Source organism: Shewanella sp. MMG014, assembly GCF_018100775.1.
Taxonomy (GTDB): domain Bacteria; phylum Pseudomonadota; class Gammaproteobacteria; order Enterobacterales; family Shewanellaceae; genus Shewanella; species Shewanella japonica.
Window position 1 is genome coordinate 136,736 of record NZ_JAGJDZ010000011.1, and the last position, 19,165, is coordinate 155,900.

At 40.3% G+C, this 19,165-nt stretch carries 20 protein-coding genes; 9 read left to right on the forward strand and 11 right to left on the reverse strand.

What is annotated here, in order from left to right:
- Positions 1 to 17: 17 nt before the first annotated feature.
- Positions 18 to 872, forward strand: coding sequence for a pyridoxal kinase PdxY (gene pdxY / locus J8L86_RS17005; protein ID WP_211031101.1), 855 nt, complete (start codon positions 18 to 20; stop codon positions 870 to 872).
- Positions 873 to 977: 105 nt separating this feature from the next.
- On the opposite strand, the gene J8L86_RS17010 is transcribed toward pdxY, so the two are convergent.
- The 3 genes from J8L86_RS17010 to J8L86_RS17020 form a co-directional block, all read right to left on the reverse strand.
- Entirely contained in the window at positions 978 to 2,174 is a 1,197-nt protein-coding gene (locus J8L86_RS17010) for an alginate export family protein (protein ID WP_211031102.1), read from the reverse strand.
- Positions 2,175 to 2,478: 304 nt separating this feature from the next.
- Positions 2,479 to 2,976 carry a type II secretion system protein gene (locus J8L86_RS17015; RefSeq protein WP_065109963.1) on the reverse strand — a complete coding sequence of 166 codons (498 nt, stop codon included), beginning with the start codon at positions 2,974 to 2,976 and terminating at the stop codon, positions 2,479 to 2,481.
- Between the two features lie 203 nt (positions 2,977 to 3,179).
- Positions 3,180 to 3,710: an NUDIX hydrolase gene (locus J8L86_RS17020; protein ID WP_211031131.1), complete on the reverse strand. Its 531-nt coding sequence runs from the start codon at positions 3,708 to 3,710 to the stop codon at positions 3,180 to 3,182.
- Positions 3,711 to 3,872: 162 nt separating this feature from the next.
- Here J8L86_RS17020 and deoD point away from each other — a divergent pair, with 162 nt between their 5' ends.
- Complete coding sequence (gene deoD, locus J8L86_RS17025) at positions 3,873 to 4,577, forward strand: purine-nucleoside phosphorylase (RefSeq protein ID WP_055024784.1); 705 nt, start codon at positions 3,873 to 3,875, stop codon at positions 4,575 to 4,577.
- 39 nt (positions 4,578 to 4,616) lie between these two features.
- Positions 4,617 to 5,780 (forward strand): MFS transporter TsgA, encoded by a 1,164-nt coding sequence (tsgA, locus tag J8L86_RS17030; RefSeq protein WP_211031103.1) that lies wholly within the window; start codon positions 4,617 to 4,619, stop codon positions 5,778 to 5,780.
- 79 nt (positions 5,781 to 5,859) lie between these two features.
- On the opposite strand, the gene J8L86_RS17035 is transcribed toward tsgA, so the two are convergent.
- A complete protein-coding gene (locus J8L86_RS17035) occupies positions 5,860 to 6,534 on the reverse strand; it encodes a Crp/Fnr family transcriptional regulator (RefSeq protein ID WP_055024786.1) in 675 nt (224 codons plus the stop codon).
- Positions 6,535 to 6,823: 289 nt separating this feature from the next.
- Here J8L86_RS17035 and J8L86_RS17040 point away from each other — a divergent pair, with 289 nt between their 5' ends.
- The 3 genes from J8L86_RS17040 (at position 6,824) to J8L86_RS17050 (ending at position 9,725) form a co-directional block, all read left to right on the forward strand.
- Positions 6,824 to 7,858, forward strand: coding sequence for a putative porin (locus J8L86_RS17040; RefSeq protein ID WP_211031104.1), 1,035 nt, complete (start codon positions 6,824 to 6,826; stop codon positions 7,856 to 7,858).
- Between the two features lie 209 nt (positions 7,859 to 8,067).
- Positions 8,068 to 9,132 (forward strand): YHYH protein, encoded by a 1,065-nt coding sequence (locus J8L86_RS17045; protein WP_211031105.1) that lies wholly within the window; start codon positions 8,068 to 8,070, stop codon positions 9,130 to 9,132.
- A gap of 65 nt (positions 9,133 to 9,197) precedes the next feature.
- Positions 9,198 to 9,725, forward strand: a complete 528-nt coding sequence (locus tag J8L86_RS17050; protein WP_065109959.1) for a hypothetical protein — start codon at positions 9,198 to 9,200, stop codon at positions 9,723 to 9,725.
- Positions 9,726 to 9,830: 105 nt separating this feature from the next.
- Here J8L86_RS17050 and J8L86_RS17055 read toward each other — a convergent pair whose 3' ends face one another.
- The 3 genes from J8L86_RS17055 to J8L86_RS17065 all read right to left on the reverse strand — a co-directional run bounded on the left by J8L86_RS17055 (position 9,831) and on the right by J8L86_RS17065 (position 11,607).
- The gene (locus J8L86_RS17055) at positions 9,831 to 10,229 is read right to left on the reverse strand and encodes a NirD/YgiW/YdeI family stress tolerance protein (protein WP_211031106.1); all 399 of its coding nucleotides are present in this window, start codon (positions 10,227 to 10,229) and stop codon (positions 9,831 to 9,833) included.
- 340 nt (positions 10,230 to 10,569) lie between these two features.
- Positions 10,570 to 10,890 carry a hypothetical protein gene (locus tag J8L86_RS17060; protein WP_065109957.1) on the reverse strand — a complete coding sequence of 107 codons (321 nt, stop codon included), beginning with the start codon at positions 10,888 to 10,890 and terminating at the stop codon, positions 10,570 to 10,572.
- A 165-nt stretch (positions 10,891 to 11,055) separates the two neighbouring features.
- On the reverse strand, positions 11,056 to 11,607 hold the full coding sequence (locus J8L86_RS17065) for a prepilin-type N-terminal cleavage/methylation domain-containing protein (protein WP_269454734.1): 552 nt from the start codon (positions 11,605 to 11,607) through the stop codon (positions 11,056 to 11,058).
- A gap of 404 nt (positions 11,608 to 12,011) precedes the next feature.
- Between J8L86_RS17065 and J8L86_RS17070 the strand changes: the two genes are divergently transcribed.
- Positions 12,012 to 12,818, forward strand: coding sequence for an SDR family NAD(P)-dependent oxidoreductase (locus J8L86_RS17070; RefSeq protein WP_211031107.1), 807 nt, complete (start codon positions 12,012 to 12,014; stop codon positions 12,816 to 12,818).
- A 45-nt stretch (positions 12,819 to 12,863) separates the two neighbouring features.
- On the opposite strand, the gene J8L86_RS17075 is transcribed toward J8L86_RS17070, so the two are convergent.
- On the reverse strand, positions 12,864 to 13,040 hold the full coding sequence (locus J8L86_RS17075; protein ID WP_156669186.1) for a hypothetical protein: 177 nt from the start codon (positions 13,038 to 13,040) through the stop codon (positions 12,864 to 12,866).
- Positions 13,041 to 13,186: 146 nt separating this feature from the next.
- Here J8L86_RS17075 and J8L86_RS17080 point away from each other — a divergent pair, with 146 nt between their 5' ends.
- Positions 13,187 to 14,062, forward strand: a complete 876-nt coding sequence (locus J8L86_RS17080) for a radical SAM protein (RefSeq protein WP_065109955.1) — start codon at positions 13,187 to 13,189, stop codon at positions 14,060 to 14,062.
- A 114-nt stretch (positions 14,063 to 14,176) separates the two neighbouring features.
- On the opposite strand, the gene J8L86_RS17085 is transcribed toward J8L86_RS17080, so the two are convergent.
- Positions 14,177 to 15,166 (reverse strand): hypothetical protein, encoded by a 990-nt coding sequence (locus J8L86_RS17085; RefSeq protein ID WP_211031108.1) that lies wholly within the window; start codon positions 15,164 to 15,166, stop codon positions 14,177 to 14,179.
- Positions 15,167 to 15,790: 624 nt separating this feature from the next.
- Between J8L86_RS17085 and J8L86_RS17090 the strand changes: the two genes are divergently transcribed.
- A complete protein-coding gene (locus tag J8L86_RS17090; RefSeq protein ID WP_055024806.1) occupies positions 15,791 to 15,970 on the forward strand; it encodes a hypothetical protein in 180 nt (59 codons plus the stop codon).
- Between the two features lie 286 nt (positions 15,971 to 16,256).
- On the opposite strand, the gene J8L86_RS17095 is transcribed toward J8L86_RS17090, so the two are convergent.
- Both J8L86_RS17095 and J8L86_RS17100 read right to left on the reverse strand, forming a co-directional pair.
- Positions 16,257 to 18,083, reverse strand: a complete 1,827-nt coding sequence (locus J8L86_RS17095) for an alpha-amylase family glycosyl hydrolase (protein WP_211031109.1) — start codon at positions 18,081 to 18,083, stop codon at positions 16,257 to 16,259.
- Positions 18,084 to 18,139: 56 nt separating this feature from the next.
- The gene (locus J8L86_RS17100; RefSeq protein WP_211031110.1) at positions 18,140 to 19,147 is read right to left on the reverse strand and encodes an aldo/keto reductase; all 1,008 of its coding nucleotides are present in this window, start codon (positions 19,145 to 19,147) and stop codon (positions 18,140 to 18,142) included.
- Positions 19,148 to 19,165 lie beyond the last annotated feature (18 nt).

Genomic DNA, 19,165 nt, shown 5'->3' on the forward strand with positions numbered 1-19,165 from the left:
ATAAAAGTAGGTCATAAATGAAAGGCATTATTTCAATTCAATCTCATGTGGTATTTGGCCATGCTGGCAATAGCTCTGCAGTATTTCCACTGCAACGCATGGGAATGGAAGTCTGGCCTATTCATACCGTACAATTTTCGAATCACACCCAGTACTCACAAGGATGGAAAGGCCGCGCTTTTTCAGCAGATGATATCAATCAGCTAGTCACTGGTATCGACAATATCGGCAAAATAGCAGACTGTCAGGCGGTATTATCAGGTTACCAAGGTAGCGCAGAACAATGCCAAGCTATTATTAACACGGTCAATACAGTCAAACTGCAAAATCCAGCTGCACTTTATGTGTGCGATCCTGTGATGGGCGATCCTGAAAAGGGCTGCATTCTCGCAGAAGGTATTACCGAACAATTGATAAATGAAGTGATGCCGATTGCTGATGTGATTGTGCCGAATCAATTTGAGTTAACTCAGTTTACTAAAATGGAAATCAACAACCTTGAGCAAGCCAGAGCCGCTTGTCAAAAAGCGTTATCGATGGGGCCTAAAATGGTGTTAGTAAAACATCTGCACTCTGTTGCTGATGACACTTTTACCATGATGCTCGCCACTGAATCAGGTTGTTATATTACCCAGCGTCCACAACTTGAATTTGATAAACAACCAGTTGGTGTCGGTGACTTAATCTCCGCTTTATTCACTGGTGGATTATTAAATGGCATGAGCGAAGTCGATGCATTTGAGCATGCAACTAATGCCTGTTACGGCGTATTAAAAGAGACTCACCAAAGACAAGAATGGGAACTGCAAACCATTGCTGCGCAAAATGAATTAGTTAATCCGAGCGAGAAGTTTCGCGCTAAAGCGGTATAAATAATGGCATAAAAAAGCAGGAATCTAATCGATTCCTGCAAACTAGGTGGGGGAGCGTCAACAACGACAGCTCACCTAAACTGCCGTTGGTTAGATGTTTACAACTTAGTAGTTAGCTTGGAATGTCAGCCATAATTTATCGGTATCATTTGAGAAATCATAACCTTCGTCAGCACCACTGAAGCTTGCATATTTAACGCCTAGGCTATAATGCTTCGCAAATGGGTATGTAGCAGCAACGCCCCACTCTGTCCCCATATCGATATCACCATAATCAGACTCAAACTGGTGGTATTTAGCTAAAAGTTTAAGGCCGGCAATTTTACCCGTTACAATCACATGGGTATCAACCAAACCATTATCCCAGTTACCTTTACCGCCAAATAAAAACTTATCAGTCCAACCGTTAAAGGCATGTAATGTTGCTAATGGTGTAATAAAGCCAGCTTTGCCGCTGTCAGAGCCAAGTACTTCGTAGCCAATTTTTGCGCCAAAAGCATCAAAATCAATACCGGCACCTAATTTGTAATAATCTGCACTGTAACTGACTGGGTTATCACCGCCTTCAGACTGCTGAGCATATTCAGCTTCATAGCTCACTTTCAGTGCATCTAACTTAATATTACCCGTTGCACGAACACCAAAGGTATCAGTTGAGAATGCAGCAACATCTGTATTATCAATCAAATAGCCGTAACCACTTAAATTAACAAAATCGAGTCCTTTGTAATTAATATTGATTAAGCTGGTTTCGTTCTCGTGTTCTTCTTTACCTGAGCCTTCTGGGAAAATACGATTCACATTGGCCACGTACGCATAATAGGCAGTGAGGTTTTCAATCGCCGTATTTTTAACAGATACCGCATCGTAAGTTTGTTCATTTTGACGGAAGCCAACCCCACCAACAAAACGTTGGTTATCTAATAAAATACGTTGGCGGCCTAATTTAGCTAAGGTTTCAGCAGGCCCTTTATAACCAATAAACCCTTGGTTAATTTGAGTATATTTGTAATCACCAATCAAAGGTTCGTTGTCTGTTGAGCGCACATCATCAACTTCTGCTAAAGCAAATAGATTATAAATATCACCGGTTTGATAAGTTAAACGAGTACGTAATGTGGTTTGATTTTGCTGGTCAACATTCGCCACATCGACATCTTCATAGCGAAGTCTAAACTGCACATTCACTGAAGAGTCATCGATAAACGCTTTTTTTAATGGATCGACGCTTTCTGTTTCAGCATACGCTGCTGAAGTCGCTAATCCGGCAAGAACAGCTAATGTGAGGGTAGTTAATTTCATTTATTGTAATCCTTATATTTCATCATCTCGAGTGATGTTATATAGGTGAAATAAACTATAAATATTGATCTAAAACAATGTTACAAAAAGACTACAATTGCGTATCAATAATTGTGAGCAAGATCATTAACTAATACTAATTTAGCATACCTCGAAATAGGTATTTTCAGTAATACCTCATATATAATTTGCTAAATAACCAATATCGATTTTAGTTTTATGCTAACAAAATATGTAATCCGAATATAAACACCCAAAAAAAAGCCTGAAATAAAAATTTCAGGCTTTATCATTTTCGATGAAATTAACAACCCGTAACGGTTAAATCATAAAACGCTGGCTCTGCAACGTTCGCTGTCACGCTATAGCGTAAGTTACAATTGCTGCTGATATCGTATCCTTGTGGGAAAATGTACACACCAGAGTTGGGTACATCATAGATCCCCCAATCTTGAGTAAATGCTTCCGCTGGACTGGCTAACTCAGCAAAGTCCCCTTCTACAGCTTTAGGAATATTCACTTTAGATGCAGTAATGTAGCCCACTGTCGTTGCGATTTTTACGCCGTTAACCTCAACTTCACCTGACTCCAGACTTGTTTGCGAGTCGATAGCCGCTTTTGAATAAACCAGTGAATTCGCCGATTGTAAACTCGCTTGTAAGCTTTGTAAGTTGGCAGTCACTGCGTCTGTTTTCAGATTTAAAAACTTAGGCGCTGCCACAACGGCTAACACACCTAAAATAATAATGACGACCACAAGTTCTATTAACGTAAAGCCACGTTGTGAATAACTGCTTCTCATAATACTTCTCAAATAACATGATATTTCAATAGGTTTAAAACAAACCAACCCCTATCAAAATCAATAAGATTAATAATAGCCGCAGCATATATGAAGTCCGTAAACTCAACCACTACATACGTAACAAAAAGGTTTTAAATTGTTGGTGAAATTACACTTTTGTTACACAAGTCGTACTTTTAAGCCATCAAACATCCAGCGTATTACAGTAGCTCTTGTTGAATTAACTTCAGCAAAAAGGTCTCACGCTCAATGGATAAGCCTTTCTTGTCACTATTGGCCATCGTATCAAGGTTATGTTGAATGGCTTGATCAATGTCCATCCAGACAGGCTTCATGCCATTATTAATTTCATGCTGTTCAAATTGGGTATCACCTAACTCTTGATCTATTTCGCAGGTATAACAATAAGACAGCATATGCATGAGGTTTGCCCCATTCCTAGCCCAAGGGCGGTACTCTTCATATAAACCAAACTCGTTAATATTTCGAATATCACGCGCGCCCGTTTCCTCACTCAACTCACGGACTAAGCCTTGCTCAATATCTTCGTGATCATCAACACCACCGCCTGGCAATGAGTAATCATGATAGCGGGCGGTATACAACATCAGTATTTTCTGACCTTGTAGCACAATCGCTCTAGCCGCTCGTCGAGTTAGCATGACGTTATTTGTATCGTTCACAAATTCAATGGGGGTATCTGGATGATGAGTGGTTTTTAAATGGCGCATAAGCAAGTAACGAGAATCACGATAGTTGAAAAGGCGCATCATACGCCAATTTTGTGATCCACTGATAGTTTTTGCAGCTCTTTCAACCTATGCGGACTTTTGTCCTCACAGCTTAAGTTCTCGCCACTTATTATCGAGTTAATTAAAAAAAGGGGAAATACAATGACCGCACACATCAATGGCAAACTGGGTGATTTTGCCGAAACCATTATTATGCCGGGCGATCCGCTACGCGCTAAATACATCGCAGAAACCTTCTTAGACAATGCAGTCGAAGTGACCAACATTAGAAACATGTTGGGTTATACCGGTTTTTATAACGGCCAAAGAATTTCAGTCATGGGGCACGGGATGGGGATCCCGTCGATGGTGCTGTATGCCCATGAATTAGTAAATGACTTTGGCGTAAAGCGCATTATTCGAGTAGGCAGTTTAGGTGCGACGCAACATGATGTAAAAATTAACGACGTTATTTTAGCCCAAGCAGCAGGCACCGACTCACCAACCAACGCAAAACGCAGTAGTGGTTATCAAATGGCTACATCGGCAACGTTCAGCCTATTAAACAAAGCCTACACTATTGCTCAACAAGAACAGATTAACGTTAAGGTGGGCAATATTTTCACTGGCGATCTGTATTACGATCCAGACGAAGATATGATCCCAGCACTTGAACGTTTTGGTGTATTAGGCATCGATATGGAGGTCGCAGGCCTTTACGGGTTAGCTCATCAACACGGAATTGAATCATTAGCGATTTTGACTGTATCAGACCACTGCTTAACGGGCGAAGAAACCACCGCCGAAGCAAGACAATTAACCTTTAACCAAATGATAAAGCTGGCATTAGAAACAGCAAGTCAATAAAACAACATTAGGGTTGTTACAGCATAAAGGGCACCAATTATGAAAAATAAAATATCCTTAACTCTGCTCAGTTTCTTAGCCAACTTTGTGATGGCAGGTTTTGCTACGCAATTTGGCATGCTAATCGAGCCAATTGCCAATAAGTTTTCCGCTAACATCAATGAAGTTGCCTCTATTTTTTCATTACTCAATGGCGGCGCATTAGCAGGTACCATTGCCGCTTTCTTTTTGATTGAAAAAATCGGCGTCAAACGCATCACACTGATCAGTTACGTATCTATCGCATTAAGTGCTGCAGCGCTGCATTTCACCAGTTCACTATCCGTTGTCATGATTGCCATGACAGTCATTGGTTTGTGTGGAGGTGTTGGGCTATGTATCGCGGGCACCATTGTGGTATCAGTCTGGAAAGATAAAATTCAAAGCACCATGCTTGTAGTACAAGATGCCACCTTCAATGTTGCAGGTGTCATCTTCCCAATGATAACCACATACGCCCTAACTAATGCACTCTCTTGGAGTTACAGTTATTTAGCTGTGGGTATCGTTGCACTCGCTACAGCTGCTATTGCGCTGCTAACCAATTTTGACCTCTGTGAGTCTACCTCTGCTACCGATGAAGCTGAAGAAAAGTCAGAATGGAACCTTGGCATCATTAGTGGTGGTGTAGGCTTGTTTCTGGGCATGCTGAGCCTCTATACCTTCCTCACTTGGGCACCGACATTTGTGTCGCAAAAATTTACTATCCCATTTGAAGAAGCTGGCAATATTATTACTCAGTACTGGTCAGCAGCATTAATCGGTGCGTTAGTCTCAACAGCCATTGTATCGCGAGTTAAAATTCAGCACTTTATTATGGGAATGATCTCCCTTGCGTTAGTGATTACCAGCTTAATTGTAACGACAACTAACTTAGAGTGGATTGGCTACTTAACCTATGGCTACGGTTTTGCTTGTGCGGCGCTGTATAATGCTTTCATTGCTTACGGCGTATCATTCGTCAAACAAGCAAGTAGCAAAAATGTGTCTTATATCTTAATCAGTGGTAGTGCTGGCGCAATGTTCAGCCCAGCGATTAGTTCAATGTTTGAAAGCATCATTGGCCTGCAAACTGTGATGTATGCTATCCCTGTTATTTATGCATTGATTATTATGATGTTAATTGCTTCTCGTCGCCAACAAGCGTCATTAGCAACAGGATAAGCGGAAAATAAATCGTCAAAAAAGCCTCTGATATCAAAATGATAAAGAGGCTTTTATATAAACCGTTAATGTAATCGTTTTATTGTGCTATGAAAGCTTTCAGTCCAGCTAAGTCTTGAATAATAATGCCTTCTTTTTCACGCTTGATCAGTGCTAAATCTTCCAGCTTTTTAACTGCTCTTCGATATACTCTGTCAGTGGTAGCAAAGCGCTCAGCCTCTAAGTAACACCGATTAAATCCTTCAACGGGCTGGTCATGCAGATACTGATGATATAAATCGTAGGCAATATTGTAGGCAATGGGATACAGCATTCTTCGAGTCAAAATATCCACGGTATCTTGGTAGTCTATTGCAATTGCGCTGGCAAAAAATAATGCAAACTGTGGGGTTTTAACTAATGCCTCATGTAACTTATCGCCATTAATAGTTGATATAGATAATGGTTCTTCAGCAATAATATCCAACTGACAAAGATATTGAGTAAAAAACTCCATTTCGCCAAATATTTGCGAATCACATGTCATGGTACCGAGTTGGAAACTACGACCATTTCTGGCGGTATACCCCATAGAAATTCTGCCACTTGGAACATAAATCAGCTCATTCACCTGCTGACCTTGCTCCATTAATTTATAGTGACGCTCTACCGTTTTCGTTTCTGTAATACATTGCCTCATGATCTTCTCAATCGAATCATGATGCTGCTGCCACTGATCTCGAAACCTTCCCTTCGCAAGCGGTTTTAATTGCATATCAACGTCTATATAAGCTCATTTTCTCTCGATTATAACGGCTATTTGATAGCTTACGTAATCTCACTGCCATTCAACCCCAATAAATAGCTTAAATTCGCTAAGAAACGAAACCACACAATTCAAGCCTCACCACTTCACTCTTTACACCGCTCACACTTTTATATAAATTAAATAAAACATAACACATTGATAAATAACAACAATTTATACAATTACACACAAGTGTTACCAAATAGTAATAATCAATCTTGTTATTTAAATCAGTAAACAAACAAGGATGTAAGATATGAAACGATGCCACTCTCAGCCACTCAAACTGACCGCAGCGATTGCTATTAGCTTTGTGGCTTTTTCTGCTCAAGCAAATGATACGCTAGCATCAGCTAACAACAGTTTTCATCACGATACTAGTGCTTCATATATCACTGATACAGACAACAGCGACAACGCTTATCTATTTGCCAGTTATCGTTATTATTTTGATGCCGTGAGCACTGATTTAGGTCCTTGGGCCCTAAATACCTTTTTGGCCCAATCTTCAAACTTCGGCGTAAACTACCTTAAATCAGATCTAGCCGAGACCAGCAGTTATCAAGTCGATGGCACTTATGTTTTTGAATCAAACTGGTTCATTGGCGCAAATTATCAGCAAATCAATGATGACGATGACTCCTTTGCTTGGCCATATAATTACGACGAGTCACTTTATGGTCTTAAGCTAGGTTATTACTTTAACGAAAGCTCGCAAATCTCCATTTTTTACCGAAATCAAAGTGGATCAGATAGTTATCAACACACAAGTGGCAGTGGTCAGAATTTCCAAATCGGCTTATTAGCAGCTAATTTTGATAACCAATCCGATACCTTGGGTATAGAGACTCAAAGTTATATCCCAATGGAATCAATTAATGGGGTGAATTTGTTTGCACGTTGGCAGTACACCGATGCGAGTCAATATTACTATTATCGACTCGCGCAAGATGGATTTATGCCAGAACGTTACTTCACTACTGACATTGATAATACCTTCAACCACATATATCTATCCGCTGATTTTTACATCAATAAGTCGTGGTCAATAGGCGCGCAATATGCCTGGCAAGATATTGATATAAAGCAATTTAATAACAGCAGTTTCACCCCTGAAGGTGAAACAATCAAACTCTCTGATAATGTCAATAATCACGGTCTTAACACGGCTTACTGGTGGCAGATATCACCCCATTTTTCTGCCAAATTTAGTGCAAGTAAGCTATTTAAAGACAATGACGATAACCAAGACTCCTTGCTATTTGGTCTAGATTTAAATGCAAGATTTTAAACCCAGTAAGTTAATGCTCTTCGGCCAATGAGTTGCTTAGTGTCATCGCCATGACTTTGATGGCGATGACCGCTTAACAACAAAAAACTAACATTTATCCACTTTCTCCTTCGTTTCTACACATTTGCTGCACATTTCATCGCTACGATAGACCTTACTACATGAGCAAACGCTAACTTACCCTTTGCATTACATAGGAAATCGTTGCGATGAAACTGACAGTTAATTCAAATAATATAAATACCAACCTAATACGGCACTGGTTATCTTTATTACTTATCTGCTCATTAACTGCTTGTGGCGGTAGTGACAGTAATAGTGATGCAGAGATTGCAGATGAAACCCAAGAAACGGTCACAACCCCCAATGACAACTCAGGTGATGATAACACTGGTGGTGACTCAGGTGATGACTCTGACAGCTCAGGTGCTGATGATGAAGGAGCAGATTCAACTGATGGGGTGCTTTGCGGCTATGCAAATAGCACCTATAACGAATCTGAATCAGTTTATAACACCAGTAACGCCGAATGGTCATGCGAGGGAGGTGAACGCTTATTAGAAGCAAACGGGATCCCTGACCATGATGTCGGCACTTTCCCCAATGCCAACAACCCAAATATGATTTTCGAGCAAGATATCTCAGCTAATTTTAGCTTAACACCTGTCGAAACTAATACTGCCACCGTACTAGGCGGCCCAAGAGGCACCCTAGGTTATGTACTCAATGGAGTAAAAATTGATGCCAGTACAGCAGGTACTTGTGATGATTCTGGAAATAACTGCAGCTTAGTAGGCAACGAGGGTAATTGGAATATTGAGGCATTAGGCCAAAGCAACTTTAACTTTGGTACCGATGATAATAACGCCCACGTTCAACCTGGAGGCGAATACCATTATCACGGAATGCCAGAAGGCTTTATCGAACTTCAGCAAGGCGGTAACGACAAAATGACCCTCATAGGTTGGGCTGCTGATGGGTTTCCTATATATGCCCGATATGGTTACAGCGATGCCAATGACGCCAGTTCAGAGCTCAAAGCCATACAAGGGAGTTATCAGCTAGTCACCACGGTGAGTGAAAGCAGGCCTTCGACCGAGATTTATCCACTCGGGACCTTTGCTCAAGATTGGGAATATATAGCGGGTTTCGGTGACTTAGATGAATGCAATGGACGAGTTGGAGTCACACCTGAATTCCCTAATGGCATTTACCACTATTACGCCACCGACAGTTACCCGTACTTTCAGCGTTGTGTCAAAGGCGAGGTTTAGTCTCTATTTATCTGATTGAAGCCAATAACACGATTACACTTACATCAATTAAGAGAATACCCAAGATGATGTTATTAAAAATTATCACGATATTAATAATCTGTATTCTAATGTGTGCCAACGCACTCGCACATATGATGGTTGCGCAGCACGGCACCATCAATATTGTTGATAAAGGCGCCTTTATGGTGCTGTCCTTACCCGTATCTGCCTTTGAAGGTTTAGATATGGACAATGATGGCAAAGCATCCTCTGCCGAACTTACGCGATACAAAAACCAAGCAACTGAATTAATACATGAAAATGTGCAGCTTAGTGACTCAAAAGCCAAGCTACCATTGCAAGGGTTAATCATTTCATTAGCATCTCATGGCAATCCCAAAAAGCCGTCATCACACTTAATTGTGATGGGTAAATATCCCCTAGATAACATCAATGGTGAATTAACGTTTACCAATCGCTTATTTGGTCGTCACTTGTCTGAGCAACAAATGGATATGACGATTACCCGCCAACATGATAAGCAAAAACAGACCGTTATTATCGATAAAGATCAATCGTCTAAAACCTTACTTAATGCCTCTGCAGACTAATTTTTCAAAACAAAAAGGCGAACCATCACTAGGATGATTCGCCTCTTATTTTCTTAATGAATAACCTCGTTAATAATCTTAGTTATTAAACTCGGTTAACCTGTATTAGTCAGCTAAACGAACAACATCGACATCTAAAGACGTAGTAGTCCACTCACTATCCACTTCACCTTGTAAAGTCAGCTTGGTTTCTGGAGTCGCATGAATACCACTCCATTTGTCATCATCAATTTCGACAATGATTTCGCCACTGTCATCTTTAAATCGATACTCTTCATCACCTATAGACTCGACGATAAACCCTGTTAGTATGGCTGGAGCATCGTCTTTTGCCTCTAATGCAGAAGCAACCGTATGAGCAGAGCCAGCAACTGGCCCACTGAATCCACCAGCTTGATTTAACGCTAGTGTCGTTACGGCAGCATTATCAGAATAACCTTCAGACTGATTTGCCATTGCTGCTGATGACATAAATAACACACTGCATACTAATAATTTTTTCATTTCTATCCTCATTAACATCATTGGCTAATAGATTAAGGTTTGCGACAAACACGTTCTTTTTGCACAAGCTGAAACATTGGTTAACACCTTTTGTTGTTGGCGGAATAATACGCGATTACTGTGTGTTAAAGTCCAAGATGACCGATTGTTAATGTGAAACATTGTTCATCATTGGTTTATTAAGGTGTATTAGCGCCTCAACCATTAAAGTTATGCTTGATGTGGCTATGATATGAAGAATTATTGAAACCTAGTTACCACTTTACGCCACTGTGGTCTCATATGATGTCAGCAAGATAAATAGAAAATATATCAACAAAAAGAGAAGCAACGATATGGGTTAGTCATTTAACATCGACTCACATTCGAAGCCTTGTCTCATAGAATCGAATCGACAGTATAAACCACACTGCCATGGTGCATTGTTATATTCTGCCGATACTGTCTGTGCATGAGCTTTACATGAAGGGTAATCTACAAAATCTGTATCCATTTCATAAGCGGCAGAATCATAACCATTTTTATACACAAATGAGCTCCAAACTTCAGGGCCTTTATGTTGATGAGACTGATTGATCATCACAACTGATGTGATAACAGCAATTAGCAAGCCGATGATAACGACGACAGATACAAGGTTAGCGTTTTTAGCTGTAGGCATAATAATTTAGCGAAAAATAAACATGGCATTAGCATAAGCGGTTAATAGTGAAAAGCAATCGCTACTAAGCTAAATCAGTTAGAAAAACATAGGATTTAGCTAAAACTAAAAGCAGCCTCAACACATGAGACTGCTTTATATTTCAATCTATAAATCTCAGCCTCCTTAACACTTGTTTGGATCAGTTTCTATTATGTACTCTGGTAATTCTGTTGTACTTTTTGCCTCCTTATAGATTAACTTACATTCTGCAGGGGCACCGACTTGCCAAATAGTCGCTTGCCCATTGCCTTCATACATTGTCCATTCAGCACCTCTATCAACAGCCATGGTAGGATCGGTTTCAGAAACGGCTGAGTTAAAGTCATTTTGTAGCAAATTATCTAAATCTAGCTCAGAAGCAACCACATAACCGTAGGCTGTGAACAAATCATTACCTGTACCGATATCTAAATCCGTCACATTTGCATCTTTCTCCACTCCAGCAAGACTGGCTTTTGAATACACCAATGTATTAGCACTTTGAATCGCCGCTTTCATTCCAGCAAGCGAACTGACGCGAGCATCACCCTGTAAATTAATGAACTTGGGCGCGGCCACGACAGCTAAAATGCCAAGAATAATGATGACAACCACTAATTCGACTAAAGTGAAGCCGCCTTGCGCTTGAGTTGTCGACATTGAAAAATTCGGTTTTGTAACCATTGATAATTTCATAGTGATACCTCGCTATAGAGACATTTTCGTCTCTCTGATGAAGGCTTAAGTCATCTTAAACCTAGAATGCCATCCTAGCGTTGGAGTTAATCCACCTTATAACCATCACTCTATTTTTTTCTTAATTGAAACGACTTAATTGAAACGACAAGTGTATCAACCACAAAACCAAATAGAGTAAAGGCTCTAAATCAACATTGGACTCAATTTTGTGATTGTGCAAATTAAATAAAGTTAATTTTTAACCAATCTATTGCAGCTATTTACAGTGCTCTATTATCAACCGAATCTATAAAGTGATTCTGCATTTAGTGCCATTATCAAACACTCAATAAGTGCTAATATTAATGAATCAAAACAGTAGACAGCGCCCCAGCGGCGATTAATATCATTAGGAATACACCATGCAAAAAATCATTCTTGTTACTGGTTCAACAGATGGAATTGGATTAGAAACAGCAAAAATGTTACTCGCTGAAGGCCATAAAGTATTACTTCATGGACGTAACCCTAACAAACTTGCCGATGTGGAAACGCTGCTTACTAACAGCTCCTCTGCTGCACAAATCGAAACGTATGTTGCCGATTTATCTAGCATGACTGATGTCAAAAAGTTAGCAGCAAACATTAAAGAAAAACACAGTAAACTGGATGTGCTAATTAACAATGCAGGGGTTTATAACCCTACGACGTTAATCACCTCAGACGGCTTAGATTCACGCTATGCAGTAAACACTTTTGCGCCTTATTTGCTTAGTAAGTTGTTAATGCCGATCATGGATAATAGCGGCCGCATTGTGAATTTATCTTCAGCTGCACAAGCCGCTTTTTTAGCAAGCGACATGGCACAGCCAAGTCAGTTATCTGATAGTACTGTCTATGCCCAAAGTAAACTGGCGCTGACCATGTGGTCACGAGATCTCGCCTTATCAGTTCAAGGTCATGGACCTATGATTGTCTCGGTCAATCCTGCTTCGATGTTAGGCAGTAAAATGGTTAAACAAGCATACGGTGTGGCTGGCGGAGATTTATCAATTGGTGCGGACATTCTAACCAGAGCGGCATTATCAGAAGAGTTTGCTCAAGCAACTGGGCAATATTTTGATAATGACAGAGGCCAATTTGCATCACCTCACCCTGATGCACTTGATGTAGCTAAAACCGCAAAAGTGGTTGCTGTGCTTGAGCAAGTTCTTACAGAGCTAAGCTAATAATTAAGCTCAGTTTCAATTACAAAAACCTTAATATTAAAAAAGCTAATGGCCCGTGCCTTTAGCTTTTTTATTGCCCTGCGATGACTCATTCTTTTGATAAAACCTGTCATCTTCTGCATCAGCACAACGCTTTTTCATCACGGTAAAACCCTGAGTTGCATAACAGTCCTGTGACTTTGCAATAAAGCGATTATCAACAAAATCGATAAACTGATTCAATATAGTGCTTAATTATCAAGCTAAAAATCTACTGCTAAGATCGCCTTCATTGTATTGCTAGGTGTCTTTTCATCTAGCGTTGACCTAGAGTGTCTCCACTTCTAGGTGATGTATTCTCAATAAGACGACAGTCTTAAGGAAACGTTATGCGTTATGAAGGCAAAGTTTATCGTCCATGGCCAGAGGCTGACAGCATCCTCATTCAGACCACATTAGGTTGCAGTAACAACCAATGTACTTTCTGCAATATGTTCAGCGATAAACGATTTAAAATTCGTGAACTAGAAGATATTTTTAGTGATATTGAACAGGCCAGAAAAATTCACGCTCACGTTGAATCTATCTTTTTGATTGATGGCAATGTCATGGCTGTAAGAACCGAATTTTTATTGGCGATTCTCAATAAAATTACTGAGACTTTCCCTGAAATTCAAAATATTGCTTTATATGCAGGCTTTAATGATTTTCGCCGTAAAACAGTGGCAGAACTTAAACAAATGCGGGCAGCGGGTTTGACAATGGCATACGCAGGCTTAGAGTCTGGCGATCCTATTGTCCTCGATAACATCAAAAAGGCGATGAAACCTGAACATGCCATTGAAGGCATGGCGATGGCAAAAGAGGCAGGGATTAAAGTGCTGGCTTCATTTATATTTGGACTAGGTGGCCGTCATCGCTCAAAAGAACACATTAAAGCGACTACAGATATTTTAAACATTATGCAACCGGAAGAAATTGCGCCAATGGCCATTGCAATTCAGCCAGGAACTGAACTCGAACAGCAAGTACTGCGTGGTGAATTTGTTATGCCAAGTCCATTACAAGTGCTGGAAGAAGAGAAGTACTTACTGGAAAATTTAGCGGACTTTGACTGCTATTACTGGGGCGATCACGGTAATAATATCTCACCAATGCGAGGCATGTTACCTCAAGCTAGAGTGCCATTTAAAGATAGAATTGAACATGAAATAGCAACCAATCCAGTGACAAAACAAGACATCATTCAAACGTTTTCTTGGTAGGCTAACATGCTAATTTAACAGCTATTACCTTGCAAAGTGTTGGGATTCACCCTCAACACTTTGCCATTATTTAAGCCATTGTTTTTACTTTACGAATGTCATATCAACCACGCATTAGTTAACGGTATACCGTAGCAATACCTCATTATCTAACACCACATTAGTAGACCAAATAAAGCTGGCTCCCGCTCCACTGAATTTTTCGATAAAATTCATGTAGGCTTTTTTATTATTCACTCCTATTTCATCATCTGAGTATAAGCTTGCTTGCGGCCAAGTACTTGAATCAAAATCTTCATTCATCCAATTATCAGCCATCGTCCAATGCACGGCATACGCTTGTTGCCCATTTTTCTCATCCGTAACACCACAATCAGTAGATAATCTCGCGCCGTCTTTTTCAGATAAGCAGCTTAAATCTAAAATTGGAGAGGTATAAAAGGTTTGCGCTTGCCAATCACGATTTGTCACAGTGCCATCACTAAAGCTGGCAATAAAGCCCCCATCACCAGCATGGTATGCATTACCTCTATTATTCTCAGAACCTAAACCTAGGTTTTCTTCCCAATCAATGACTTTAACGGCAATGGAATAAGGTTTACTGACCTTAAATTTTACAATACTTGAATTAAATGGCGTAAATGGCACGCTATCAACGGCGATTAATTTGCCATTGATATAAAGTTCAAAGTAATTATCTGCAAAAATATACCCAGTAATCACCTCACCTTGCGGGTCAACTGTCACCACAGGCACATCATCTTGATTAACTTCGGCTAAATTTCTAGGGGTAATACCAGCGCATTGTTCATATAAATCCATTGCTTTGGGCGCACTGCTATATTGATTACTGCCTGGTACAGTCCATACTGCGCCCTGCGCATCAGTAATCTCACCTATACCAGCAATGCGGCTACGACCATTTTGACACGTAAACAAATTACTGACGACGGTAGTCGCAGCGCCTTGGGTAATACTCCCTGAGCCGAGATAGTCATCATGGTGCATTTGAATATCATCAGAAGCACAGCTCATCGCTGTACTTCCTATCATGACAATACCGCCAATTGAAAATAGGATGTTTTTAAACAATTCGTTTTTCATAGGCCCTTCAGTCAATCAAATAAGTGTGTTGGTTAATAATAGGCTATTCAAAAATATTGAATAAGGTTATTTAACCCTAGCAAGGCACTAATCACTAGCAGCTTTACAGTCTTTTAAGCTTTGACATAAGTGGCACACAATGAGAATTACTGCGTATTGAGCTTAAAAAAAGGAGATGATGAATGATGAAGTGACTCACTTGACCCTTTGCCACCTCTGTTAGTCATGCGTGCCTTAATGACTTTAATCTTGTATTGAATAAATGAATATAGTGACTAGGGCCTGTGGCTCTTTGCTGGTTATGTTTTGTTTAAAACAAAAATAATCTTGAAAGATCAACAGGCCCTAGATAGTTAGCAAAATAATTCGCCTATCCCCTTAAAATATGACGAATATCTCCTTTTGAAACTTTAAAATAAAATTGTTATCCGGATCGCATTTTTATTTTGAAACTCCTGATAAATTCCAGCTTAAGCATACACTAATGTAGTGTTTATTTTTACCAATACTAAATGCTTGTAGTTTGGTCTCTATGTTTGATATCGACAGGTTTTCTTGAATACCATCAGCGCCATTTGGCCCATGAAACACCAAGAAAATTCGACTCGATAATGAGGATATTTTATGGCTGAAATTATTGAATTTGTTCCAAGTAACACAGAAATAGATGGGTTTGAAAAACCATCTAATCCAAAAGCAAAAGAAGATATACAACACAGACGTGAAGTAAAAAGACGTCTTGAAGACTACCTCGAAGCACAACAACTCAAACGTGCAATGGGTGAGGATGATTTTTTTGCGTAATCCCTAGCATTCTTAACTAACGATTTCATTTTCCAATACAGGCGTTCATCTCCCACCACGCTTTGTTATTCATTAAGCTCATTGGTTTCTGAGCTTAATGAATTATCCAATAATCCCCACTTAGTTTCATTAATCACTGCGCAATCGTTGCATCACGCTTATCCAATAAAAAACCACTGTAAACTCATGCCTACAGTGGTCAGGAGTAAAAAGGGGAAAGCTCCTTAGTGAGGTTTTATCGTCAATCTGAGCCTATATTGACTCCTTGCTATTAGTCGTTGCCTTGCTAATAGTCGTTGCGATGAGTCACTCGATACACCTCAAAACTTAAACCAGCGAGTGAGACCTTAATATCATGCTCATTAACCCTGACTTGACTCGTTGATGTAGCAGTCTTTGATGATGTTGCCGCTTCTTTTAAAGCCTGCGTATTAAGGAGTGAATCCACTTCAGTAACCTGCATAGGAATCGTTGCCGAAGCCAAGCTGGTACCAGTATTAAATACCATCAATAACTCCTCACCAGTGCTGTTATCTATTCTTGAAAAAGCAAACATAGCGGCATGACTTGCGTTCTCTTTATCAGCATAAAATCGGGCTTGATACTCGCCACGGCGTAAAAGCCGCTCAGTCTTGCGTAACTCACTCAGTGCGGCAATTGCCCTATACAAAGGATGCGCTTTATCGAAGTTGTCATCAGCCGTTGTTGCTAAAGTGCCCAATAACGAATTGTCGTTATAGCTTGCGACACGTGAGGCAAACATGTCTTCTCGGGCATCAATATCATTACCATCGCCAGTAAACCCTTGCTCATCACCGTAATACACCACCGGAATCCCTCGAGATAAAAACATAAAGGCATGGGATAAAATACTGCGCTGTAATTTTTCTGCTTCTGTGCTGGCAATGCCAGCTTCATTGATAAAGTAACCTGCTCGTCCCATGTCGTGATTACTTAAAAAAGTCATCAGTAAATCTGCTTGGCTATCTTCATCTTTATACAAATCATCTTGCTCAAATAATTGCTTGGCAAGCAGCGGACTTTGCCCTTGATAAAAGATTTTTGCTGCCACGTCTTGAAAAGCAAAATCCAATACCGACGGCAGTTTTCCATCTGTGGTGTATAAGCTCAAATTAACAGGGTTGGTATCATAGACTTCACCGAATACATGAAACTGAGGGATCCCCTGCAGCTTGGCAAACTCAACAATAGCAGGGCTGAAGGTTTGCCAAAATGATAAATCAACATGACGCACGGTATCGATTCTGAATCCATCAGGTTTAAACTCAGCAATGAGATTTTGATATATCTCGACCATCCCAGACAGCACTTTAGGATGCAAAGTATTCAGATCGTCTAGACCATTAAAATCACCGTTTAATGAACTTTCTCCCTCAAAATTACTGTCGCCTTGATTATGATAATACTGTGGGTCATTTAGCCAAGATGGTGTTTTGATATTGGCTTCATCATCCAATAGAAATGGCGAATACTGCTCACTCACAGCTGTGTTTACTGGCTTATATTCACAACGCGTTAGCCCTTCAATAAATCGACCATCAAGTTGGTGGCACTCTTTATAACGAATGATATCTGCAGTGTGATTAGTGATAATGTCAAAAAATACTTTCATGCCACGTCGGTGCGCCGCATCAATCAATTGCTTCAGGTCATCGTTTGTACCAAAGTGCGGATCGATTTCAGTAAAATCGACAATCCAGTATCCATGGTGAGCAATGCCGTCTTTTTGAATCGCATTATTTCTTAGCAGTGGTGTCATCCATATTGCTGTAATGCCAAGCGATTCAAGATACGCAAGTTTCTGTTCAATACCGTTAATATCACCACCATGAAAACCTCGCTCAGTAAGGGGATCAAACCCGCCATGAGATACACCAGATACGGCTCCATTGTCATTGGCTTGATTACCATTGTTAAAACGATCTGGTAAAACAAAATAAAAAATATCATCTCGAATATCACGCTGAAGATAATCCTGATATAACTCTTTGTCGCCCGTTGCTTTCGCATCGTTTACCTTAGGCGCAGCGTGTACGTGTATGTGGAAGGCCAATAACAGTAAAGCCAAACTCGTGAAAAATATTTGTTTCATAACACCTTCTTAATCCATTAATGAATAATCCAAACCAGCCCAATAACGTGCTGAAATTAAGGCAGTTCATGCCCCTTTGCACTGACATATAAGGCATACCAATGTTCTCGAGTTAGCTGTAACCCCACTGCTTGCTGACATGCTGCAATACGTTGCAAGTCGGTTGTTCCAACCACTGGCTGAACTCGAGTCGGATGCTGCATTAACCAAGCAAGAATGATGGCCTCTTTACTGACACTGTATTCAGCGGCAAGCTGACAAACTAATGCGTAGGTTTGTTTAACCCGCATTGGCTCATCACTGAGATCTGCGCCGCTGTATCGTCCTTGGCATAAGCTTCCCCACGACTGCACTTGAATGTGTTGCTGTTGGCAATATTCCAATGTGCCAGGGGTAAAATTAATATCAGCCCCAAGCTGATTTCCGGCATAAACGGTTTCATCTATCCAATGCTGTTTGTGTAAACTCAGCTCTAACTGATTCACGACCAAAGGCGTATCTAAATGCTGTTGCAGCATACGCATTTGATGGTGCTGCATATTCGAGACACCTAAAAATCTCACTTTGCCTTCGTCACGAAGTCGATGATAGGTTTTGGCAACATCTTCTGCATCCATTAGCGGATCGGGTCGGTGTAATACCAGTACATCTAGGTAGTCAGTTTGCAGGTGTTTCAGACTTTGATTCACACTGTGGCCTATCCATTGTGCCGATAAATCATAGCGTTTAGGCCCCTTATCATCAGCAAATCGAATACCGCATTTAGTTTGAATCAACATGTGCTCTCTTAGCTCAGGTCGAGACGATAAAACTTGACCAAATACTTGTTCCGCTTTACCAAAAGTATAAATATCCGCATGGTCAAAATAGTTTATCCCTTGGTCTAAAGCGGTATTCACCACATCATGTGCCTGCGCTAAGTCTTTTGCATTTATGCCATTTTTATTCCAGCCCCCTCCCAACCCCATACAGCCATACACTAAAGGGCTTGCGTGAGGTAAGTGCTGATTAAGAGGTAAAGGACTAGGGCTAACATTTGCCAAAGGTTTAACGACAGACTTCATGGTTTAATCACTGATGTT